Origin of the sequence: Ruminococcus sp. 210702-SL.1.03, assembly GCF_020559915.1 — a bacterium.
In the GTDB taxonomy this organism is placed as follows: Bacteria; Bacillota; Clostridia; order Oscillospirales; family Ruminococcaceae; genus YE71.
Map to the genome: position 1 here is coordinate 24724 of NZ_JAJCLZ010000010.1, position 16360 is coordinate 41083.

Below are 16360 nucleotides of genomic sequence, written 5' to 3' on the forward strand. Positions count from 1 at the left end.
TATTTTCAGTTTGTTCTTTACAGTGCCGCTGTAAGAGAATGTAAATCTGATAGCGCACCAGTTGTTCGGGTCGGGTATGCGGAAATTCTCGTTCTCCGCTTCAGCAATGGTAACTTCTACTTTCAGATTTTTTTCAGCTTCTGCGAAAGGTCGAAAAGGCTGTCGTCTTTCAGCCGCGCGCCCTGCGTGAAATCGGTGAGCGCGGGGTCGTCGGCGGCGTAGTTTGCCAGCAGGCTCTCTCCGCCAAGCTCGTTCTTTACGCTTTCGCTGTCCGCCAGCAGCGCCGCCATCATCATGTTTATCTGGTCAGCGCCCTCGCTCATGTAAAGTTCGTCCGCCATAGCTTCGGGGTCGAAATCGTCGGCGAGAATGGCGTTCGTCATGTCTTTCTTGAAGCTGATGTCAACGTTGTCGAAAACGTCCTCAGGCTCGCTGTCCTCGAACGATATAACGTAGTCATCGCCGCTGGGGGCAGTATCCAGCACGTTTATAAAGCGCGAATTTTCGTCAACCTTTTCAGTGCCGTCGCCCAAGCAAAGGGTGTCCTTCGCTTTGATGTCCTTTTCAACGAAGTAGTCCGCGTCAACTATGTATTCGCTGTTCTCTTTCTTTTCCTTGAAATGGGCGGAGTCAACGTACTTTATGCCGGAATCCATATCGAGTATCATGCTCTCGGGCTTGAAAATGCGGAATGTGTACTCGGTAACGCTGTCCTCTAAGTCGCGGAAAGTCACCCAGTCGCTGCGGGTAACGCGGTAAAGTCCGCCTTCGGTGTAATCCTGCTCGGGCACTACCGTGTACTCATTTCCCGAAGCGGAAACGCTGAAACTCTCGGGCATTTCGCCCGAAATAGCCTCGATGTCCACCGCGCTTAGCAGGTTGTCGGAGGAGATAGGCGTATTGCTGACCAGCGTGAAAGCGAAGTCTGCGGCGCAGTCCTCTTCGTAATAAGTGGTTCGCGGTTCGACTTCGATGTCGTTTTCCACCTCGCCGAAATCCGCGTAAAGCGTTATGTCGTTCTCAAGAGCGGTGTCCTCAAAAAATTCCTGCGTGTGCTCGGGGTCGGTGTACCAGCCCTTAAAGGTCTTGCCAGCCATGTAAGACTGCGGCAGCAGGTCGGGCGTTTCACCCTTTACCACCGTAACAGGCTCTACCGCCGAGCCATCGGTAACGAAGCTTATCGTGATAGTTTCGGTGTCGTCCAGCAGGGGAGTGCTCGCAACGCGCGCTTTGATGACCTGCTTCTGACCGTTTATTTCTACTTCGCGGGTAAGCTCGAGCGTGCCGTCGGGCAGGGGATCGCTGAGCTCGTCGGCGCTTACGGGTATCTCCGCCGCCGCGAAGCTTAGGCACATCGCCGCGCACATGAAGAGCGAGAGCATACGCCTGCCCTGCTTTTTCTTAACGCCTATCGCAATGAGCGCCGCGCCCGACATGAGTGCGAAGCTAAGCCAAACGTAAGCCGCGCCGCTGCCCGTGCTCGGGTTTGTGTCGGCGGGTGCAGCCGCCTGCGAAGAGGTGGTCTGGCTGCTTGAAGCGGGCGTGCTGCTGTCCGCCGCGGAAGAGCTGTCGGGCGATGAGCTGTCTGCTGATGACGAACTGTCGTCCGTGCCGCTGTCGGGAATATCGGCAGTCACCTTATTGGAGAAGCTTTCGCCCGTCTGAACGGCTGCACGGTCTAGCGCAAGGCTGCCGCTTTGCAAGGTCATGCCCTCGGGCAGGAATATCTCGGTAGAGATGTCCGCCAAGCCGCCGTCATTTTGCACATCTAGCGTTATCTCGGCGGCGTCGCCCGCAGAGTAAGCCGCGCTGTCGGTAGTAAGCTTAGCGGACACCCCGTCGGAGTCGGCAGCGTAAGCCGCAGCGCTCATGGCGCAGGAGAGTGCGAAAAAAGCCGCAAGCCCCGCAAGAGCCGTTCGGTTTCTGAGTTTGGTTTTCATAAAATTACCCCCTTTTTGTGGAAATTCCTCTATATCATTTTATTGATACCATAAATAATGCCTTCCGCCGCGTGAAAATATACATTTATAATAGGGCACATCTCAGCGGGCATATACAACAAAGATTGGCATGAATTTGGCATATAACTCTATGTTCATTCAATTATAACATGGCACAGTGCGTTTGTCAATAGATTTTTTATAAAAATTTAACATTATTGACTATTGGTAAGGAAGAAGTATTGGCAATAAAAAACGCACGATCGCGTCGTGGCGAGCCGTGCGGTATGATATGATGTTTTAATTTGAATGTGGGGGGATCTCGGCGCTCTTTTCAGCATATCTGCACAAATAAAAAAACTCGCAAACCGTTCTTTTGCACGATCTGCGAGATATAATACTTGGCGCGGATTGAGAGATTTGAACTCTCGCGCCGGTTTCCCGACCTACTCCCTTAGCAGGGGAGCCCCTTCACCACTTGGGTAAATCCGCAAAAATATGGCGGACAGGGTGGGATTCGAACCCACGGTACGTTGCCGTATCACCGGTTTTCAAGACCGGCTCCTTAAACCACTCGGACACCTGTCCTTGCTGTCCTTGTGAAGTCTTGGCTTGCGCCTTAACGACTAGTATATTTTATCATATTTTTCTCCGCTTGTCAAGCATATTCGCTTCGATTTTTCTCATATGTTCGATATTTGTACAATCTGCATAATTTAAATATACAAAATCTGTACTAATGCACAAAAAAGCAGCGTCCTCCATTTCGAAAAAACGCCGCAATTCATGTCTTATTTTTCGCTGTCTTTCAGCGGGGTCATGCTCTTCGCACATATCGCCATCGTCGATGCGTTGTGCAAAAGCGCCGACCACGATGGAGCAAGCAGCCCCAAAGCTCCGCACGCAAGCAACACAGAGTTGAACCACAGGATGAATCTGTAATTGCTGTTTATGCGCGCCATTAAGGCTTCGCTCAGCCTGCGTATCCGCGCAAGCTCTGTCAGGTCTGCTCCGCGCAGCGTTATGTCCGCCGTTTCGCGCGCGATGTCCGATGCGTCGCTCATCGCTGCTGATACGTTCGCCGCCGCCAGCGCAGGCGCGTCGTTTATGCCGTCGCCTACCATTATCACGCGGTGACCCTCTTCTTTCAGCCGCTCTACCCAACTGTGCTTGTCCTCGGGCAATACCTGCGCACGGTAGCTCGTTATGCCAAGCTTCTCAGCCGTTATCTCGGCCGCCTTCGCGCTGTCGCCTGTGAGCATTACTATGTTCTCGATGCCGCTTTCTTTCAGCAGCTCTATCGCCCGCTTCGCTTCCGCGCGCGGCGGGTCGCTTATGCAGAGCGCGCCCGTCAGCTTTCCGCCGACCGCTAGGTATACTACCGAGCAGGCGCCCGACTTTTCGTCTATCTCGCGCTGCTGGTCTTCCGTTATCTCAACGCCCTCGTCCTCGCAGATAAAATGCTTGCTGCCGATGACCGCGGGCTTTCCGTGCAGCGTGGTGGATATTCCGTGCGCCACTATATACTGCACCTCCGCGTGTTCCTCGGCATGGTCTATGCCCCGTGCCGCTGCGCCTTTTACTATCGCTCGCGCAACGCTGTGCGGGAAGTGCTCTTCCAGACAAGCCGCTATTTTCAGCGTGTTCTCCTCTGAATAGTCGCCCAGCGCTATCACTTTTTCAAGCACCGGCTCGGCGTTCGTAAGTGTGCCCGTTTTGTCGAAAACTATCGAATCCGCTATTGCAAATTCTTCCAGATATTTTCCGCCCTTTATCGTAATGTCGCAGTCGGCCGCCTGCTTTATCGCAGAGATGACAGCTATCGGCGTTGAAAGCTTTATCGCGCAGGAGTAGTCCACCATCAGCACCGATACCGCCTTGGTGACGTTCCTCGTCAGCGCAAGCGTCAGTATAAAGCCTAGGAAGCTGTACGGCACTATGCTGTCCGCCAGCCGCTCCGCCTTGCTCTGTACGCCCGCTTTTAGGTTCTCAGAGTTGTCGATAAGCTCGATTATCCTGCTGATCTTAGTGTCCGATGAAAGGCTGCGTACTTTTATCACGATAGAGCCTTCCTCAATCACCGTACCCGCGAATACGCTGCTTCCCGCCGACTTCATTACCGCCAGCGGCTCGCCTGTCATAGAGGCTTCGTTGACGTATGCTTCGCCGTCTGTAACTTCGCCGTCTACGGGTATCACGCTGCCAGTGCGTACTCTTATGCAGTCGCCCGCTTTCAGCTCGCTCATTGGTATCAGCAGGTCGGATTCGTCGCCCTCGCCCGCAAGCCATACTTTGTCAGCCTTTATAGCTAAGCTGTCGGTCAGCGCGGCTTTAGTCCTCGTGCGGGTGTAATCCTCAAGCAGCGCGGATACCGAGAGCAGGAACATTACCGTGCCCGCCGTGTTGTAATTCTTCTGCGCCAGACAAGCGCCGATGCTCGCGCCGTCTAGCACCTCTACCGTAAGCTTGCCGTCGAAAAGCGTGCTTATCCCGCGCGCTATGTATTTCAGACCGCTGTAGATTATCAGCGCCTTGCTTATCGGCGAGGGCAGCAGAGCCTTTTTCACATACCTGTCCGCGATGAGCTTTATCAGGTCTGATTTAAAAGTCCTGTCAATCTCTTTTACGTCGCAGCCGCTGGGTGATACAGGCTCGAGAGCGGCGGGCACAAGCTCCCGCACGAACTGCAATGCCTTTTCGCGGCAGCCTTTTTTGTACGTCAGCAGTATGCCGCCGTTTTCACAATGCGCCTCGCAGTCCAGCACCCATTCGTTTTTCAGCGCGTACTGCTCTATGGCCGCTTCGGCGGACTTTTCAAAAGCGTCAGCTCCGCCGCGCAGCCTTATTCTTCCCGGCGCGTCGTAAACAATTTTCGCTCTCATTATTCAGCCGCTTCTTTTCCTTCGTCGGCTTCCTCGTGCAGGCCTGCCTCTACCTTAGCGTCGTAGCAGATGTCGGAAGCTTCGTCCTTCATGTTGCGCAGAGTTTCCTGAGCGTCGCTCTTGAGCTTCATGCCCTTAGCGATACCGGTAACAGCCAGCTCGCGGGTCTTCTTTGCCTTTACTATCTTCTTGCCGATAACGAGGGCAGCCGCGCCGCCTACTGCGTACCAAAGCTTCTCATTTTTCAGACATTTTAACATAATTATTACCTCCGCAAATTTTGTCTATTTCGGTCGATTTGTCTGACCGTATTTTTTGCCGCATATGTTTACACGGCATTTACAAATATATTATACCGCCAAACTCGGAATTTGTCAATAGATGTCAAAAAACGCTAAGAAAAGATAATTCTTTAGTCAAAAGTTTACCTGAGTAAACTTAGCAAAATGCGTCTTTTAGGGCTTGAAATCGCGTATGAAATATGTTATAATGTGAATATGAGATGAATTGTGCATAATAATAGACTTTTGTCATATTTTCACCGAAAGGAGCGTGTATCACATGGAATTTATCGAGATAAAATGCCGCAACTGCGGTGCGTATATCAAGGCTCACGAGGGCGATACCCGCCTTGCCTGCCGCTTCTGAGGGGCGCAGTACGTCCTGCGGCAGACCGAGGAAGAGAAAGCCGTGCGCAATATCGACTTCGGCGGGCGGGGAGCGCTTTTCCGTTCGTTCGTGCCGCCGAATTGGCGCTGGCAGGTCTTTGAGGATAATTCCTGCTCGTTCAGCGCGGCGGTGACTTACGGACTTGTCCTGCGCCGCCCGCCGCAAAATGAGCAGACTGCCGAGCTGCGCTTTTACCCATTCGCCTACTACAAAGATTACGCACAGGGCACTATGGTTACCGCGCCGGGCGTTTTCGGTCAGAAGGCGAGCGATTATTTCCTCGACGGCTGGTCGGGGCTGCGCTACCGCAAGCTCGTCAAGCCGCAGCAGTACGCTTACGAAAGGCTCACGGCGGTATACGGCAGGCTCGACGACATTCGCGTTATACCTTTAGATAATGCGCCCCTAGCCCGGCGCGCGCAGGATTTCGCTCAGCAGACTTCGCAAAAGCTCGGAAAGCCCGCGCAGGTATCTCCGCACAAATTCAAGATAACTTTCAGCCAAGGCGGCGCGCAGTTCAGCGGCTTTTTCGCGACGATATTCTGCTGCCTGCCCGTTAGCCAACAACAGCAGCGCGGCGGCGGATTTTTAGATATGCTCTCGGGGTTCGGAATGGGGCTTATGCCGCTCACGCAGAAAAAGGGCGAGCCTGACTGGGGCAGGGCTTTTGACATAATGCTCATCTCGCGCGGCTGCGATGAGGCGGAGATGGAGCGCATTTTCGAGCGCTTCACGGCTGAGATACAGTACGGCCCGCTCTACTTCGCGCTGGAACAGCAGGAGCTTCAAAACGTCGCGCAGATAGAGCAGAACGGCGCTGCGCAGCGTCAGCAGATGGCTATAAACGCATCTCAGCGCGTTTCGCAGACCCTCTCGCAGACGAGCGACATTGTAAATTCCGCCTGCGCCGACCACGCCCGCGCCGTTGACCGCATGATAGATAATTCCACGCAGGGCATACGCGGCGTGGATAATTTTACCGACTCGAGCGGTACGCGCTATGAAGCCGACGTTCGCTACGACCACATCTACCGCAGGGGAGATACTTTCGTCGGCAGTACCGACGGCGGGCTTGAGCTTGCCCCGACTGGGAAGAGCTGAAACGCGGCTGATAGTCTGTCACAGAATTTTCAGATAAAAAATTTGCTCGGGGGCTTGAAAAATCTTTTGATATGGGTTATAATAGGAGTTAAGAGGTATACATTATGTATCCTCGAGAGGAGTTGAATTTTCATGAATTTTAAAGTTACAGAAGATACCATTATCGGCGACATCATGGACGCTGATGAAACTACTGCGGAATATTTTCTCGAAATGGGTATGCACTGCCTTTTCTGCCCATCGTCGCGCGGCGAGACCGTAGCGCAGGCTTGCGAGGTACACGGCGTAGACCCTAAGGAGCTTATCGCAAAGCTCAACGCGCATTTTGCAGGCTGATCTTAGTACAGCACAGCCGGTGCGCGTATCGCAAAGTCAGATTTGCAGATCATACGGAGGCGCTTGATAAATTAGGCGTCTCCGCATTTTTATAGATTGGAAAGATCATTGATGATATTCAAGCTGGAAAATAAAAGACTGGCGCTCTGCGCCGAAATGCTGGCGGAAAGCCATGTTGACCACGACCCGCGCATAGCCGCCGATATTGGCGCAGACCACGGCTACCTAGCCTGCGCGCTGGTAGAGAGCGGTGTTTGCGAGCGCGCCATCGCCGCAGATATTAACCCTCAGCCGCTAAGCTCCGCCATCGAGCACATCGCCCAAAGCGGGCTTGCCGATAAGATAGATGCCGTGCTTTCCGACGGGCTGGAAAACGTCCCGCAGGAGGGTGTTACCGACGTGATTTGCGCAGGCATGGGCGGCGAGCTGATAGCCGCTATACTTTCGCGCGGCGAGTGGCAGAAGCAGCTGCGCGGGTGCACGCTGATACTTCAGCCCATGACCAAGGTGGACGAGCTGCGCCGTTGGCTTTTTGCAAACGGCTGGCATATCATGCGCGAGCGCGCCTGCCGCGACGGAAAATTCGTCTACTCGGTGATGGCTGCGCATTACGCGCCCGAGCTTATAGACTATCCCTGCGACGGCAGGTATCTTACGGCGGGCAGGCTAGACCCCCGCGAGCCTTACAGCGCGGAGTACATATCCACCGCGGCACAGCGCATGAAAAAAGCGGCGCTCGGCAGGCTCAGTGCTAAAAACGGCGACACCGCGCAGGCGGAGGATATGCTGCGGCTTGCGGAACAGCTTATGAAAGAGATAGGTGAGTAAAATGGCAACAGTTGGAGAAATTTACGATTATATAGATACATTCGCGCCCTTTTCGCAGCAGCAGAGCTACGATAACAGTGGAATATGCGTCGGCGGCAGGGATATGCCCGTGAAAAAGGTGCTCACGGCGCTTGATATTACCAAAGCGGTGGCTGATGAGGCGGCGCTCGGCGGCTTTCAGCTGGTGATCTCGCACCACCCCGTCATCTTCCGCCCGCTGAAATGCTTGACGGCGGAGCAGCCCGCAGTCGCCTTAGCGAACAGTGGCATTGCGGCTGTCTGCGCGCACACCAGCTTCGACTCGGCGCAGGGCGGCATGAACGATCTGCTGGCGCAGAAGCTTGGCTTAAAGCCCCTGCAAACGCTCGTTTACGAAGAGGGCAAGCCCATCGGCTATGTGTGCACGGCGGCTTTTGAAACATCGGCGGCGCACCTCGCTTCGCAGTGCAAAAAGCGCCTTGGCTGCAAGGTAGTTCGCTACACTGAAACGCCCGCGAGCATCGCGAAGATAGGCATATGCTCGGGCAGCGGCGGTGGACTTTGGCGCGCTGCGGCTGCGGCGGGCTGTCAGGCTATGGTGACGGGCGATGTGAAGCACAGCGATTTTGTAGAGGCGGCTGACAACGGCTTTTGCCTTATCGACGCGGGGCATTTTTACACCGAGAATATCTTTCACGCCGCGCTTGCGGAAAAGCTGGCGGAGGAGTTTCCCGAGCTTGTGATAGAGCGCTCGAAAGCTTTCACCGACCCGGTAAGCGTTATCTGAATTATCTGAACGAAAGGAAGTGGCTGTAAATGGCACTTGACGGAATATACCTCAGCTTAGTGCGAAAAGAGCTTTCGCCGCTCATCGGCGGCAGGGTGGATAAGATACACCAGCCCACTAAGGAAGAGCTGATAATAGGCATACGCACGCGCGAGGGCGGTTACAGGCTGCTGCTAAACAGCGCCGCGGGCACGGCGCGCGTACACCTCACCCGCGAGAATATAGAGAACCCCAAGACACCGCCGATGTTCTGTATGCTCATGCGCAAGCGCCTTTCATCGGGCAAGCTGGTAGACATACGGCAGGACGGCTTTGAGAGAATACTGTATTTCGATTTCGACTCGGCGAACGAGCTGGGCGATATTGAGCGGCTGACCATCGCGGCGGAGATAATGGGCAGGCGCTCGAACATAATTTTGATAGACGGCGAGGGCAAGATGATCGACAGTATAAAGCGCGTTAATCCCGAGATGTCCTCGGTGCGCCCCGTGCTGCCTGGCATGGATTACACACTGCCGCCGAAAAGCCCGCGCGCGAATTTGGAAGAGCTGGACTTCGGCGTGCTGCGCAAAATGCTCGCGATGTATGAGCGCAAGCGGCTCTCAAACGCACTGGTGCAGACGCTCGAGGGCATATCGCCCGTTTTCGCCGATGAAGCCGTTTGGCGCGCCTGCGGCGAGGACAAGGCAGTCTGCGATGTTAGCGAGGAGGAATTTACTCGGCTTGAAAACTGGCTGAAAGCCGAGTCGGACAAACTGCGCGGCGGCGAACACCGCTACATCACCCTCTCGGACGAAGAGGGCAGGCTGAAAGATTTCTGCTTTACAGATATAGCGCACTTCGGCTCGCTCATGCAGATAAAAGAGCACGAGAGCGCCTGCGAACTGCTTGATAGCTTCTACTCTCAGCGCGGCAGGCTCGACCGCATAAAGCAAAAGGCGCAAGACCTTTTCCGCCTGCTGACCTCGCTTTCAGAGCGCACCGCCCGCCGCACGGCTAATCAGCGGCAGGAACTTGCCGAGTGCGCCGACCGCGAGAGCCTGAAAATTAAGGGCGACCTGATAATGACCAACCTCTACGCCGTGCAGAAAGGCATGACTTCGCTGCGCTGCGAGAACTTTTACAGCGAGCAGGGCGGGGAGATAGAGATACCCCTAGACCCGCGCCTTACCCCCTCGCAGAACGCTCAGCGGTATTACAAAGAGTACAAAAAAGCGGACACCGCGGAGAAGAAGCTCGTAGAGCTGATAGCGCAGGGCGAGCGCGAGCAGCAGTATATCGACTCGGTGCTCGATTCGCTGACGAGGGCTGATTCCGAGGCGGATATATCGCAGCTTCGCGAAGAGCTTGCCGAGCAGGGCTACATCAAAAAGCGCTCGCTGAAAGCTAAGACTATGAAGTCGCTGCCGCCGCTGAAATTCGTTTCCGACGACGGCTACACTATATTGGTCGGCAGGCACAACCGCCAGAACGACCGCCTGACGCTGAAAGATTCGCAGAAGACCGATATTTGGCTGCACACGCAGAACATAACAGGCTCGCACACGGTGATATGCACTAACGGCACAGAGCCGCCTTTTTCGACGATAGAGCAGGCGGCGCGCATAGCGGCTTACCACTCAAAGGCACGCGAAAGCTCGCAGGTGCCGGTGGATTACACGCTGATAAAGTACGTCAAAAAACCTGTCGGCGCAAAGCCCGGCATGGTGATATTCACAAATCAGAAAACGCTGTACGTCAAGCCCGACGCGGCGGAGGCGGAGCGGCTGAAAAAGTAAGGAACGTGAAAGCGTATGAGGATACTTTTGGCAGAAGACGAGCGCGAGCTTTCAAACGCACTGACGGCTATTTTGAAGCACAATAATTACTCGGTAGACGCTGTTTACAACGGCGCGGAAGCGCTCGACTACGTGCTTTCCGCCGAGTACGACGCTATAATAATGGACATAATGATGCCGAAAATGAGCGGGCTTGAGGCGCTGAAAAGGCTGCGCGCGGAAAAGTGCAGCGTGCCAGTGCTGCTGCTGACGGCGAAAAGCGAGCTTGAGGATAAAGTCACCGGCCTTGACGCGGGCGCGGACGACTATCTTACTAAGCCTTTCGCGATGAGCGAGCTGCTCGCCAGACTGCGCGCCATGACCCGCCGCTCGGCAGACTACGCCCCCGAAGAGCTGAGATTCGGCAACGTCACCCTCAGCCGCGCGACATTTGAAATGAGCACCCCGCAGGGCGCTGTACGGCTGGGCAACAAGGAATTTCAGATGATGGAGTACATGATGAAAAATCCGAATATGCTCATCTCTACCGAAAAATTCATGGAGCGCATATGGGGCTGCGACACCGATACCGAGATAAACGTGGTGTGGGTGTACATATCCTATCTGCGCAAAAAGTTGCGGTCTATCGGCGCGAACGTTGCTATAAACGCGGCTAGGGGCGCGGGTTATTCGCTCGCGGTGGAAAATGCTTAGGCGGCTTAGCGTAAAGTTCTCCGCCGCCGCCATCGCCGTGATTTTCTGCGTAGAGCTGCTTATGACGGGGCTTATCAACGGGCTGAACATCTACTACACCATCTCAGAGGTGGACGAGATAATTGACAGTATACTGGAAAACAAAGGCAAGATGCCCGAGAATTTCGCCCCGCGTGAGCCGAGAAAGGACGACGGACGGCGCTTCGACGAGCTGCGTTACAGCACCCGCTACTTCACCGTGATGATAGATCCATCGGGCGAGGCGGACTTCATCGACACCGGGCATATCTCTACCGTAACGAGCGAGCAGGCGCAGGAGATGGGCTTGGCGGCGGCGAAGCCGGATAAAAAGCGCGGTTTTTACAGCGGCTGCGATTTCCGCTACGCAGTGAACGATGTGCCGAATGGCGGCAAGATGCTGGTATTTTACGATTTCAGCGAAAAGTCGGCTTCACTCGGGCGTATGCTCGAGATCTCGGCTGTGATAGCTGCGGCGCTTTTGGCGATCTCGGCACTGCTCATCGCCCTTTACTCAAAACGCGCGGTAAGACCCGTTATCGAAAGCATCGAGAGCCAGCGCAGGTTCATCACCGACGCGGGGCACGAGCTGAAAACGCCGCTAGCCGTGATACGCGCCGACGCCGAAGTGATAGAGCTTACGGGCGGCGAGAACGAGTGGACGAAGAGCATACTTAATCAGACCGACAGGCTTAGCGAACTGCTCTCGCAGCTTCTAACGCTTACAAAATCGCAGGAAAATCTGCAAAGCAGCTTCGCGGAATTTTCGCTGAGCGAGGCGGTGGAGCAGGCGGCGCAGGGCTTTAAGCCGCTCTTCGATTCAAAATCGCTGCCTTTTGAGATAAATGTAGCCGAGGGGCTGGCGCTTTTCGGCAGCGAAACGCTGGTGCGCGAGCTGGTTTCGATATTGCTCGAGAACGCTTCAAAATACTCGTCGGCGGGCGGGAGCGTCAGCCTTACCCTTGTGCAGACGGGCGGAAAGGCGGTGCTTAAAGCCGTGAATTTCTGCGACGACCCGCCGCAGGGCGATACGCGGCTGCTGTTTGAGCGTTTTTACCGCGCCGATTCATCGCGCACACGCGAAACGGGCGGCAGCGGCATAGGGCTTTCTATAGCCCGCTCGATAGCCGACGCGCACAAGGCTAAGATAAGCTGCAAGGTAGAGGGCAAACGCGTTGGATTTTGCGTTAAATTTCCTAAAGTGTACAAAAAAGCGGACTAATACACAAAAAGACCGAGGCTCTTTTTATCGAGCTTCGGTCTTTGTATTTTACAGATAATTGCAGTTTACATCTTGAAGTGCACGGGCATACCGTTCTTCATCGCAATGTTCACCTCGCCCTGAATGAGCGGCAGGAAGTACTTTATCGCTTCGTCAGAAACTTGGTTGCCCTCCGCGGTGATCCACTTCGCGGGGAAGAATTTTTCCTGATTTGCCATCAGCGCGGTGTCGGCGCTCTCGATGGTGACAACGTAAGGCTTGTCGGATATGCGGCGGAATATCATGGTAACGCCGCTCTCGCCCGCCATCGCGCACTTTACCGCCTCAGAGCCTATCTGCTCCGCCTCGTCGATGTCGGTCTTTGAGCAGATGTGGCTGGAGCAGCGCTGCATTACGTTCAGCTCTATCGAGCGTACCTTGCAGCCTATCTGTTCGCGGACGAGCTGTTCCAGCGCCTTTCCAACGCCCGAGAGGTACTTGTGCCCGAAATTGTCTGTAACGCCGCTGCGCGCGCCCTCGTCCTCCAGCTCTATGCCCTCGGAAACGGCGACTATAACAGCCTTGTGCTTAGCACGCTCGGCGCGAACGTCCTCGAGAAATCGCTCCGCCGAAAAATCGCTCTCGGGCAGGTAGATGAGGTGCGGGGCTATCTCGTCATTCGCGCGCAGTACGCAGGTCGAGGCGGTGAGCCAGCCCGCGTGCCTGCCCATTATCTCGATTATAGTTACCGAGTCGATGGAGTACACCGAGCTGTCGCGGATTATCTCCTGCACGGTGGCGGTAACGTACTTCGCCGCCGAACCGAAGCCGGGGGTGTGGTCGGTAACGGGCAGGTCGTTGTCGATAGTTTTCGGCACGCCGACGAACGAGATCTTAGAGCCTATCTTTTCCGCGTACTGCGAAAGCTTGTGCACAGTGTCCATAGAGTCGTTTCCGCCGATGTAGAAAAAAGCCTCTATGCGGTGCTTTTCAAGGCACTCGAATATCTTTTTGTAGAGCGCTTCCGCGTCCTCGCCGCCAGGCTCGGGCAGCTTGCGGCGGCATGAACCCAGCACGGTAGATGGCGTCTGGCGCAGCAGCTCCATATCCTCGTTGGTACGTATTATGCGCTTTAGGTCTACGAGGTCGTCGCCGATGATGCCCTCGATTCCGTTTCGCGAGCCGAAAACTGCGTCGATCTCTGGCGTTTTGAGCGCCTGCTTGAAAACGCCGACCAGCGAAGCGTTTATAGCGCAGGTAGGGCCGCCTGACTGTGCAACTGCAATATTCATATTATTATATCCTTTCGTTTTTTACTGATGTACTTATAGTATATCACAACGCCAGCCTTTATTCAAGCGTTAAAAGTGCCGATTTTCCCCGCAAATATTGGCAGCGGATAAGTAGATGTTACAAAAATCGTTTACATTTCGGCGCATATCGGGCTAATTTGCATGAAATTAAAATAAGCTATTGCAAAAATATTCGCCTTGTGCTATAATTGATATATGCAGATATTTTGCTGATATATAGCCGCGATGGTTTGAAAGGCGCGTAATTGCTGACCGAGTAGATCAATAGGGAAGTCGGTTTGAGTCCGACGCAACCGCCATTACTGTATTAGACGCCGAAGCCGACGGAGTGCGCAGCTTTTTATAAGCGCGCGGTCATTGTTCGCATACCGCGAATGAGAAGACTTTTCCGCCGTGCCGAGTCTTGAGCCAGGAGACCTGCCGCGCGGCGATGGATCAACGCTTTTTGGGCAATGGGAAAAGCGCGGGCCAGCGTATCGCTTTTTATGCAGATAAAAATGTTTTTTGAGGTCGCGCTCGCGTGCTTTTTCAAAATGGCAGATGGGCGTGGCTTGGTTTGCTGTACATATTTTTATCTGCCGTGAATTGCCGCTATGACTGATCTTCCCGCAGCTTTCCTTATTATAAAGAGGAAAGCTTTTTTTGCACCCCGGTACGCCCTCTGCAAATATTTATAAGGGAGTCTTTATGAAATGAAAGGACTAATGAAAAGATCGGCGGCTATCGCGGCTGCCACAGCGCTTTCGGTCAGCGCGGTACTCGCAGCAGACGCTTTTGGCGGCACGACCAAGTCGCCAACACCCGTAAATAAGAATGACACAGCCCTTTACTGGGTAGCTAAGCTCGGCAGCGGCTGGGCGGCTGCACCCGGCGTGCCCGCGGTAGTTGGCGACGACCTTGTAGTTACCAGCGGCAGCAAGCTCAGAAAGATCAATAAGGAAACGGGCGAAGTTCTGAGCGTAGAGGGACAGATGGAAAAGTCCACCTCTTACGGCATTACCGCTCCGCTTTACGCTGACGGCAAGATATTCGTAAGCGAGGGCGGCGGAATAGTACAGGCTTTCGACGCCGATACTCTCGAGTCGCTCTGGGTATATCATGACCCGCTGGGCGGACAGTCGAACTCCGAAATAATCTATTCTGACGGATACATCTACACAGGTTTCTGGAACAGCGAAACTAAGGACGCGAATTTCGTTTGCCTGCCCGTGGCTGATACCGACCCCGAGCAGACCAATGAAGAGCAGGCGGCTGCATGGACATACGCTGCCGCAGGCGGATACTACTGGGCGGGCGCATACGCTACCGCAGACGCTATAATCGTCGGCACAGATAACGGTCTGGGCAACGGCGACGGCGAGGGAAGCTCGATACTGGTATTCGATAAGCAGGGAAGCGTAGAGAACAAGGCTGCTACTATTTTAAGCGAAGCTTCCGATCTTAAGGGCGACCTGCGCTCGGCAGTAAGCTACGACGCTGAAACAGGCTACTACTTTATCACCAGCAAGGCTAAGCTGGTTTACCGCTTCAAGCTGAGCGATGATAATAAGGTCACCGACCTCGAAGAGCTTGATCTCGGCGGCATGAGCACCTCTACCCCAATCGCTGCTAACGGCAGAGTTTACGTTGGCGTTTGCGGAGGCGGACAGTTCAGCCAGTACAGCGGCCACCATATCGCGGTTATAGACGCTGAGAGCTTCAAGGTAGTTTACACCCTCGAAACCGACGGTTACTGCCAGTCGAGCGCGCTGGTAAAAGACGATAACGGCGAGAACTACGTTTACTTTACTTCTAACTACACCCCCGGCAAGGTATACGCTTTCCACGATAACAAGGATATGACCGAGCCTGAAAAGACCGAGACTGTTACCGAAAACGGAAAAACTCACGAGAACGTTTGCCCGATACTCTTTACACCCGTAGGCGGACAGGCGCAGTACTGCCTTACCAGCCTTTTTGCTGACGAGGACGGCACTCTCTACTTCAAGAATGATTCGGGCTACGTTATGGCGCTGGGCAGCAGAGTTGACAAGCTCACCGCTACCGGTACTAAGATCTACAAAGAGGGCGAGCTTTTTGACGAGAAGAGCCTGAAAGTTACTGCTACTCTCGCAAACGGCGTTGAGAAAGACGTTACAGCGCGCGCGGACTACGATTTCAGCGAGCCGCTCACTACCGACGATACCGAAGTAAGCGTATCCTTCGACGGAATGCTTTACGGCGATACCGACGATGAAACAGGCCACGAGTACGCTCCGCTTTACGCAGACATCGACATCACAGTACTTGCCGAGGCTGATTACGACGCGCTCAAGGCGGCTGAAAAGGCTATCGACGATATAGGCGAAGTTACTCTCGAGAGCGGCGACGCTATAAAGGCTGCCCGCGAAGCTTACGACGCGCTTTCCGAAGACCTCCAGAAGCTGGTAAGCAACGCCGACGACCTTATCGACGCTGAAACGGCTTACAAGAAGCTTCAGGACGACGCTTCCTCTGCGGCAGATTCTTCTTCGGCGGCTGATTCCTCCGATGCAGACAGCTCTTCTGCTGCTGATACATCTTCCGATACAGATACTTCCAGTGTAAACAGCTCTGCGGCTGATACTTCCTCCGCAGCTTCCTCTGAGGGCAACTCTTCTGCGGCAAGCTCGAGTGCGGCCTCCAGCTCGGCAGCTTCTTCGGCAGCATCGTCCGGCGCAAGCAGCAGCTCGTCCACATCTTCTGCGGCCGACAACACTAACCCTGCAACCGGCGGAGCGGCGGCTCTTTCGGCAGTAATGATACTTGCAGGCGCGGCTATCACTGTATTTAAGAAGAACAAGTAATTTGAACGTT

General features: G+C 54.4%; 12 protein-coding genes, 2 tRNA genes and 1 riboswitch. Of the genes, 8 read left to right on the forward strand and 6 right to left on the reverse strand.

What is annotated here, in order from left to right; translation table 11 throughout:
• Positions 1-122: 122 nt before the first annotated feature.
• From LI114_RS06835 to LI114_RS06855, 5 genes are all read right to left on the reverse strand, one after another.
• A complete protein-coding gene (locus LI114_RS06835) occupies positions 123-1940 on the reverse strand; it encodes an InlB B-repeat-containing protein (RefSeq protein ID WP_227220030.1) in 1818 nt (605 codons plus the stop codon).
• Between the two features lie 402 nt (positions 1941-2342).
• Positions 2343-2432 (reverse strand) — tRNA-Ser (locus tag LI114_RS06840).
• Positions 2433-2439: 7 nt separating this feature from the next.
• Positions 2440-2528, reverse strand: a tRNA-Ser gene (locus LI114_RS06845).
• 203 nt (positions 2529-2731) lie between these two features.
• On the reverse strand, positions 2732-4822 hold the full coding sequence (locus LI114_RS06850) for a heavy metal translocating P-type ATPase (protein WP_227220031.1): 2091 nt from the start codon (positions 4820-4822) through the stop codon (positions 2732-2734).
• Complete coding sequence (locus tag LI114_RS06855) at positions 4822-5082, reverse strand: DUF1490 domain-containing protein (RefSeq protein WP_227220032.1); 261 nt, start codon at positions 5080-5082, stop codon at positions 4822-4824. The genes LI114_RS06850 and LI114_RS06855 overlap by 1 nt, the downstream gene beginning before the upstream one ends.
• Before the next feature lie 430 nt (positions 5083-5512).
• Here LI114_RS06855 and LI114_RS06860 point away from each other — a divergent pair, with 430 nt between their 5' ends.
• From LI114_RS06860 to LI114_RS06890, 7 genes are all read left to right on the forward strand, one after another.
• A complete protein-coding gene (locus LI114_RS06860) occupies positions 5513-6592 on the forward strand; it encodes a hypothetical protein (RefSeq protein ID WP_227220033.1) in 1080 nt (359 codons plus the stop codon).
• A 132-nt stretch (positions 6593-6724) separates the two neighbouring features.
• Positions 6725-6928 carry a DUF1858 domain-containing protein gene (locus LI114_RS06865; protein ID WP_227220034.1) on the forward strand — a complete coding sequence of 68 codons (204 nt, stop codon included), beginning with the start codon at positions 6725-6727 and terminating at the stop codon, positions 6926-6928.
• A gap of 111 nt (positions 6929-7039) precedes the next feature.
• Positions 7040-7756 (forward strand): class I SAM-dependent methyltransferase, encoded by a 717-nt coding sequence (locus tag LI114_RS06870; RefSeq protein WP_227220035.1) that lies wholly within the window; start codon positions 7040-7042, stop codon positions 7754-7756.
• A gap of 1 nt (position 7757) precedes the next feature.
• Positions 7758-8522 carry a Nif3-like dinuclear metal center hexameric protein gene (locus LI114_RS06875; protein WP_227220036.1) on the forward strand — a complete coding sequence of 255 codons (765 nt, stop codon included), beginning with the start codon at positions 7758-7760 and terminating at the stop codon, positions 8520-8522.
• 29 nt (positions 8523-8551) lie between these two features.
• On the forward strand, positions 8552-10300 hold the full coding sequence (locus LI114_RS06880; RefSeq protein WP_227220037.1) for an NFACT family protein: 1749 nt from the start codon (positions 8552-8554) through the stop codon (positions 10298-10300).
• Between the two features lie 15 nt (positions 10301-10315).
• The gene (locus LI114_RS06885) at positions 10316-10993 is read left to right on the forward strand and encodes a response regulator transcription factor (RefSeq protein WP_227220038.1); all 678 of its coding nucleotides are present in this window, start codon (positions 10316-10318) and stop codon (positions 10991-10993) included.
• Positions 10986-12233 carry a sensor histidine kinase gene (locus tag LI114_RS06890; RefSeq protein WP_227220039.1) on the forward strand — a complete coding sequence of 416 codons (1248 nt, stop codon included), beginning with the start codon at positions 10986-10988 and terminating at the stop codon, positions 12231-12233. Before LI114_RS06885 ends, LI114_RS06890 begins: the two co-directional genes overlap by 8 nt.
• A gap of 65 nt (positions 12234-12298) precedes the next feature.
• Here the strand turns inward: LI114_RS06890 and LI114_RS06895 are convergent, their stop codons facing one another.
• Positions 12299-13504, reverse strand: coding sequence for a 6-phosphofructokinase (locus tag LI114_RS06895; RefSeq protein ID WP_227220040.1), 1206 nt, complete (start codon positions 13502-13504; stop codon positions 12299-12301).
• Between the two features lie 246 nt (positions 13505-13750).
• Positions 13751-13965, forward strand: a riboswitch (cobalamin riboswitch).
• Between the two features lie 252 nt (positions 13966-14217).
• On the opposite strand from LI114_RS06895, the gene LI114_RS06900 reads away from it, so the two are divergent.
• Positions 14218-16350 (forward strand): PQQ-binding-like beta-propeller repeat protein, encoded by a 2133-nt coding sequence (locus LI114_RS06900; protein ID WP_227220041.1) that lies wholly within the window; start codon positions 14218-14220, stop codon positions 16348-16350.
• Positions 16351-16360: the final 10 nt, after the last annotated feature.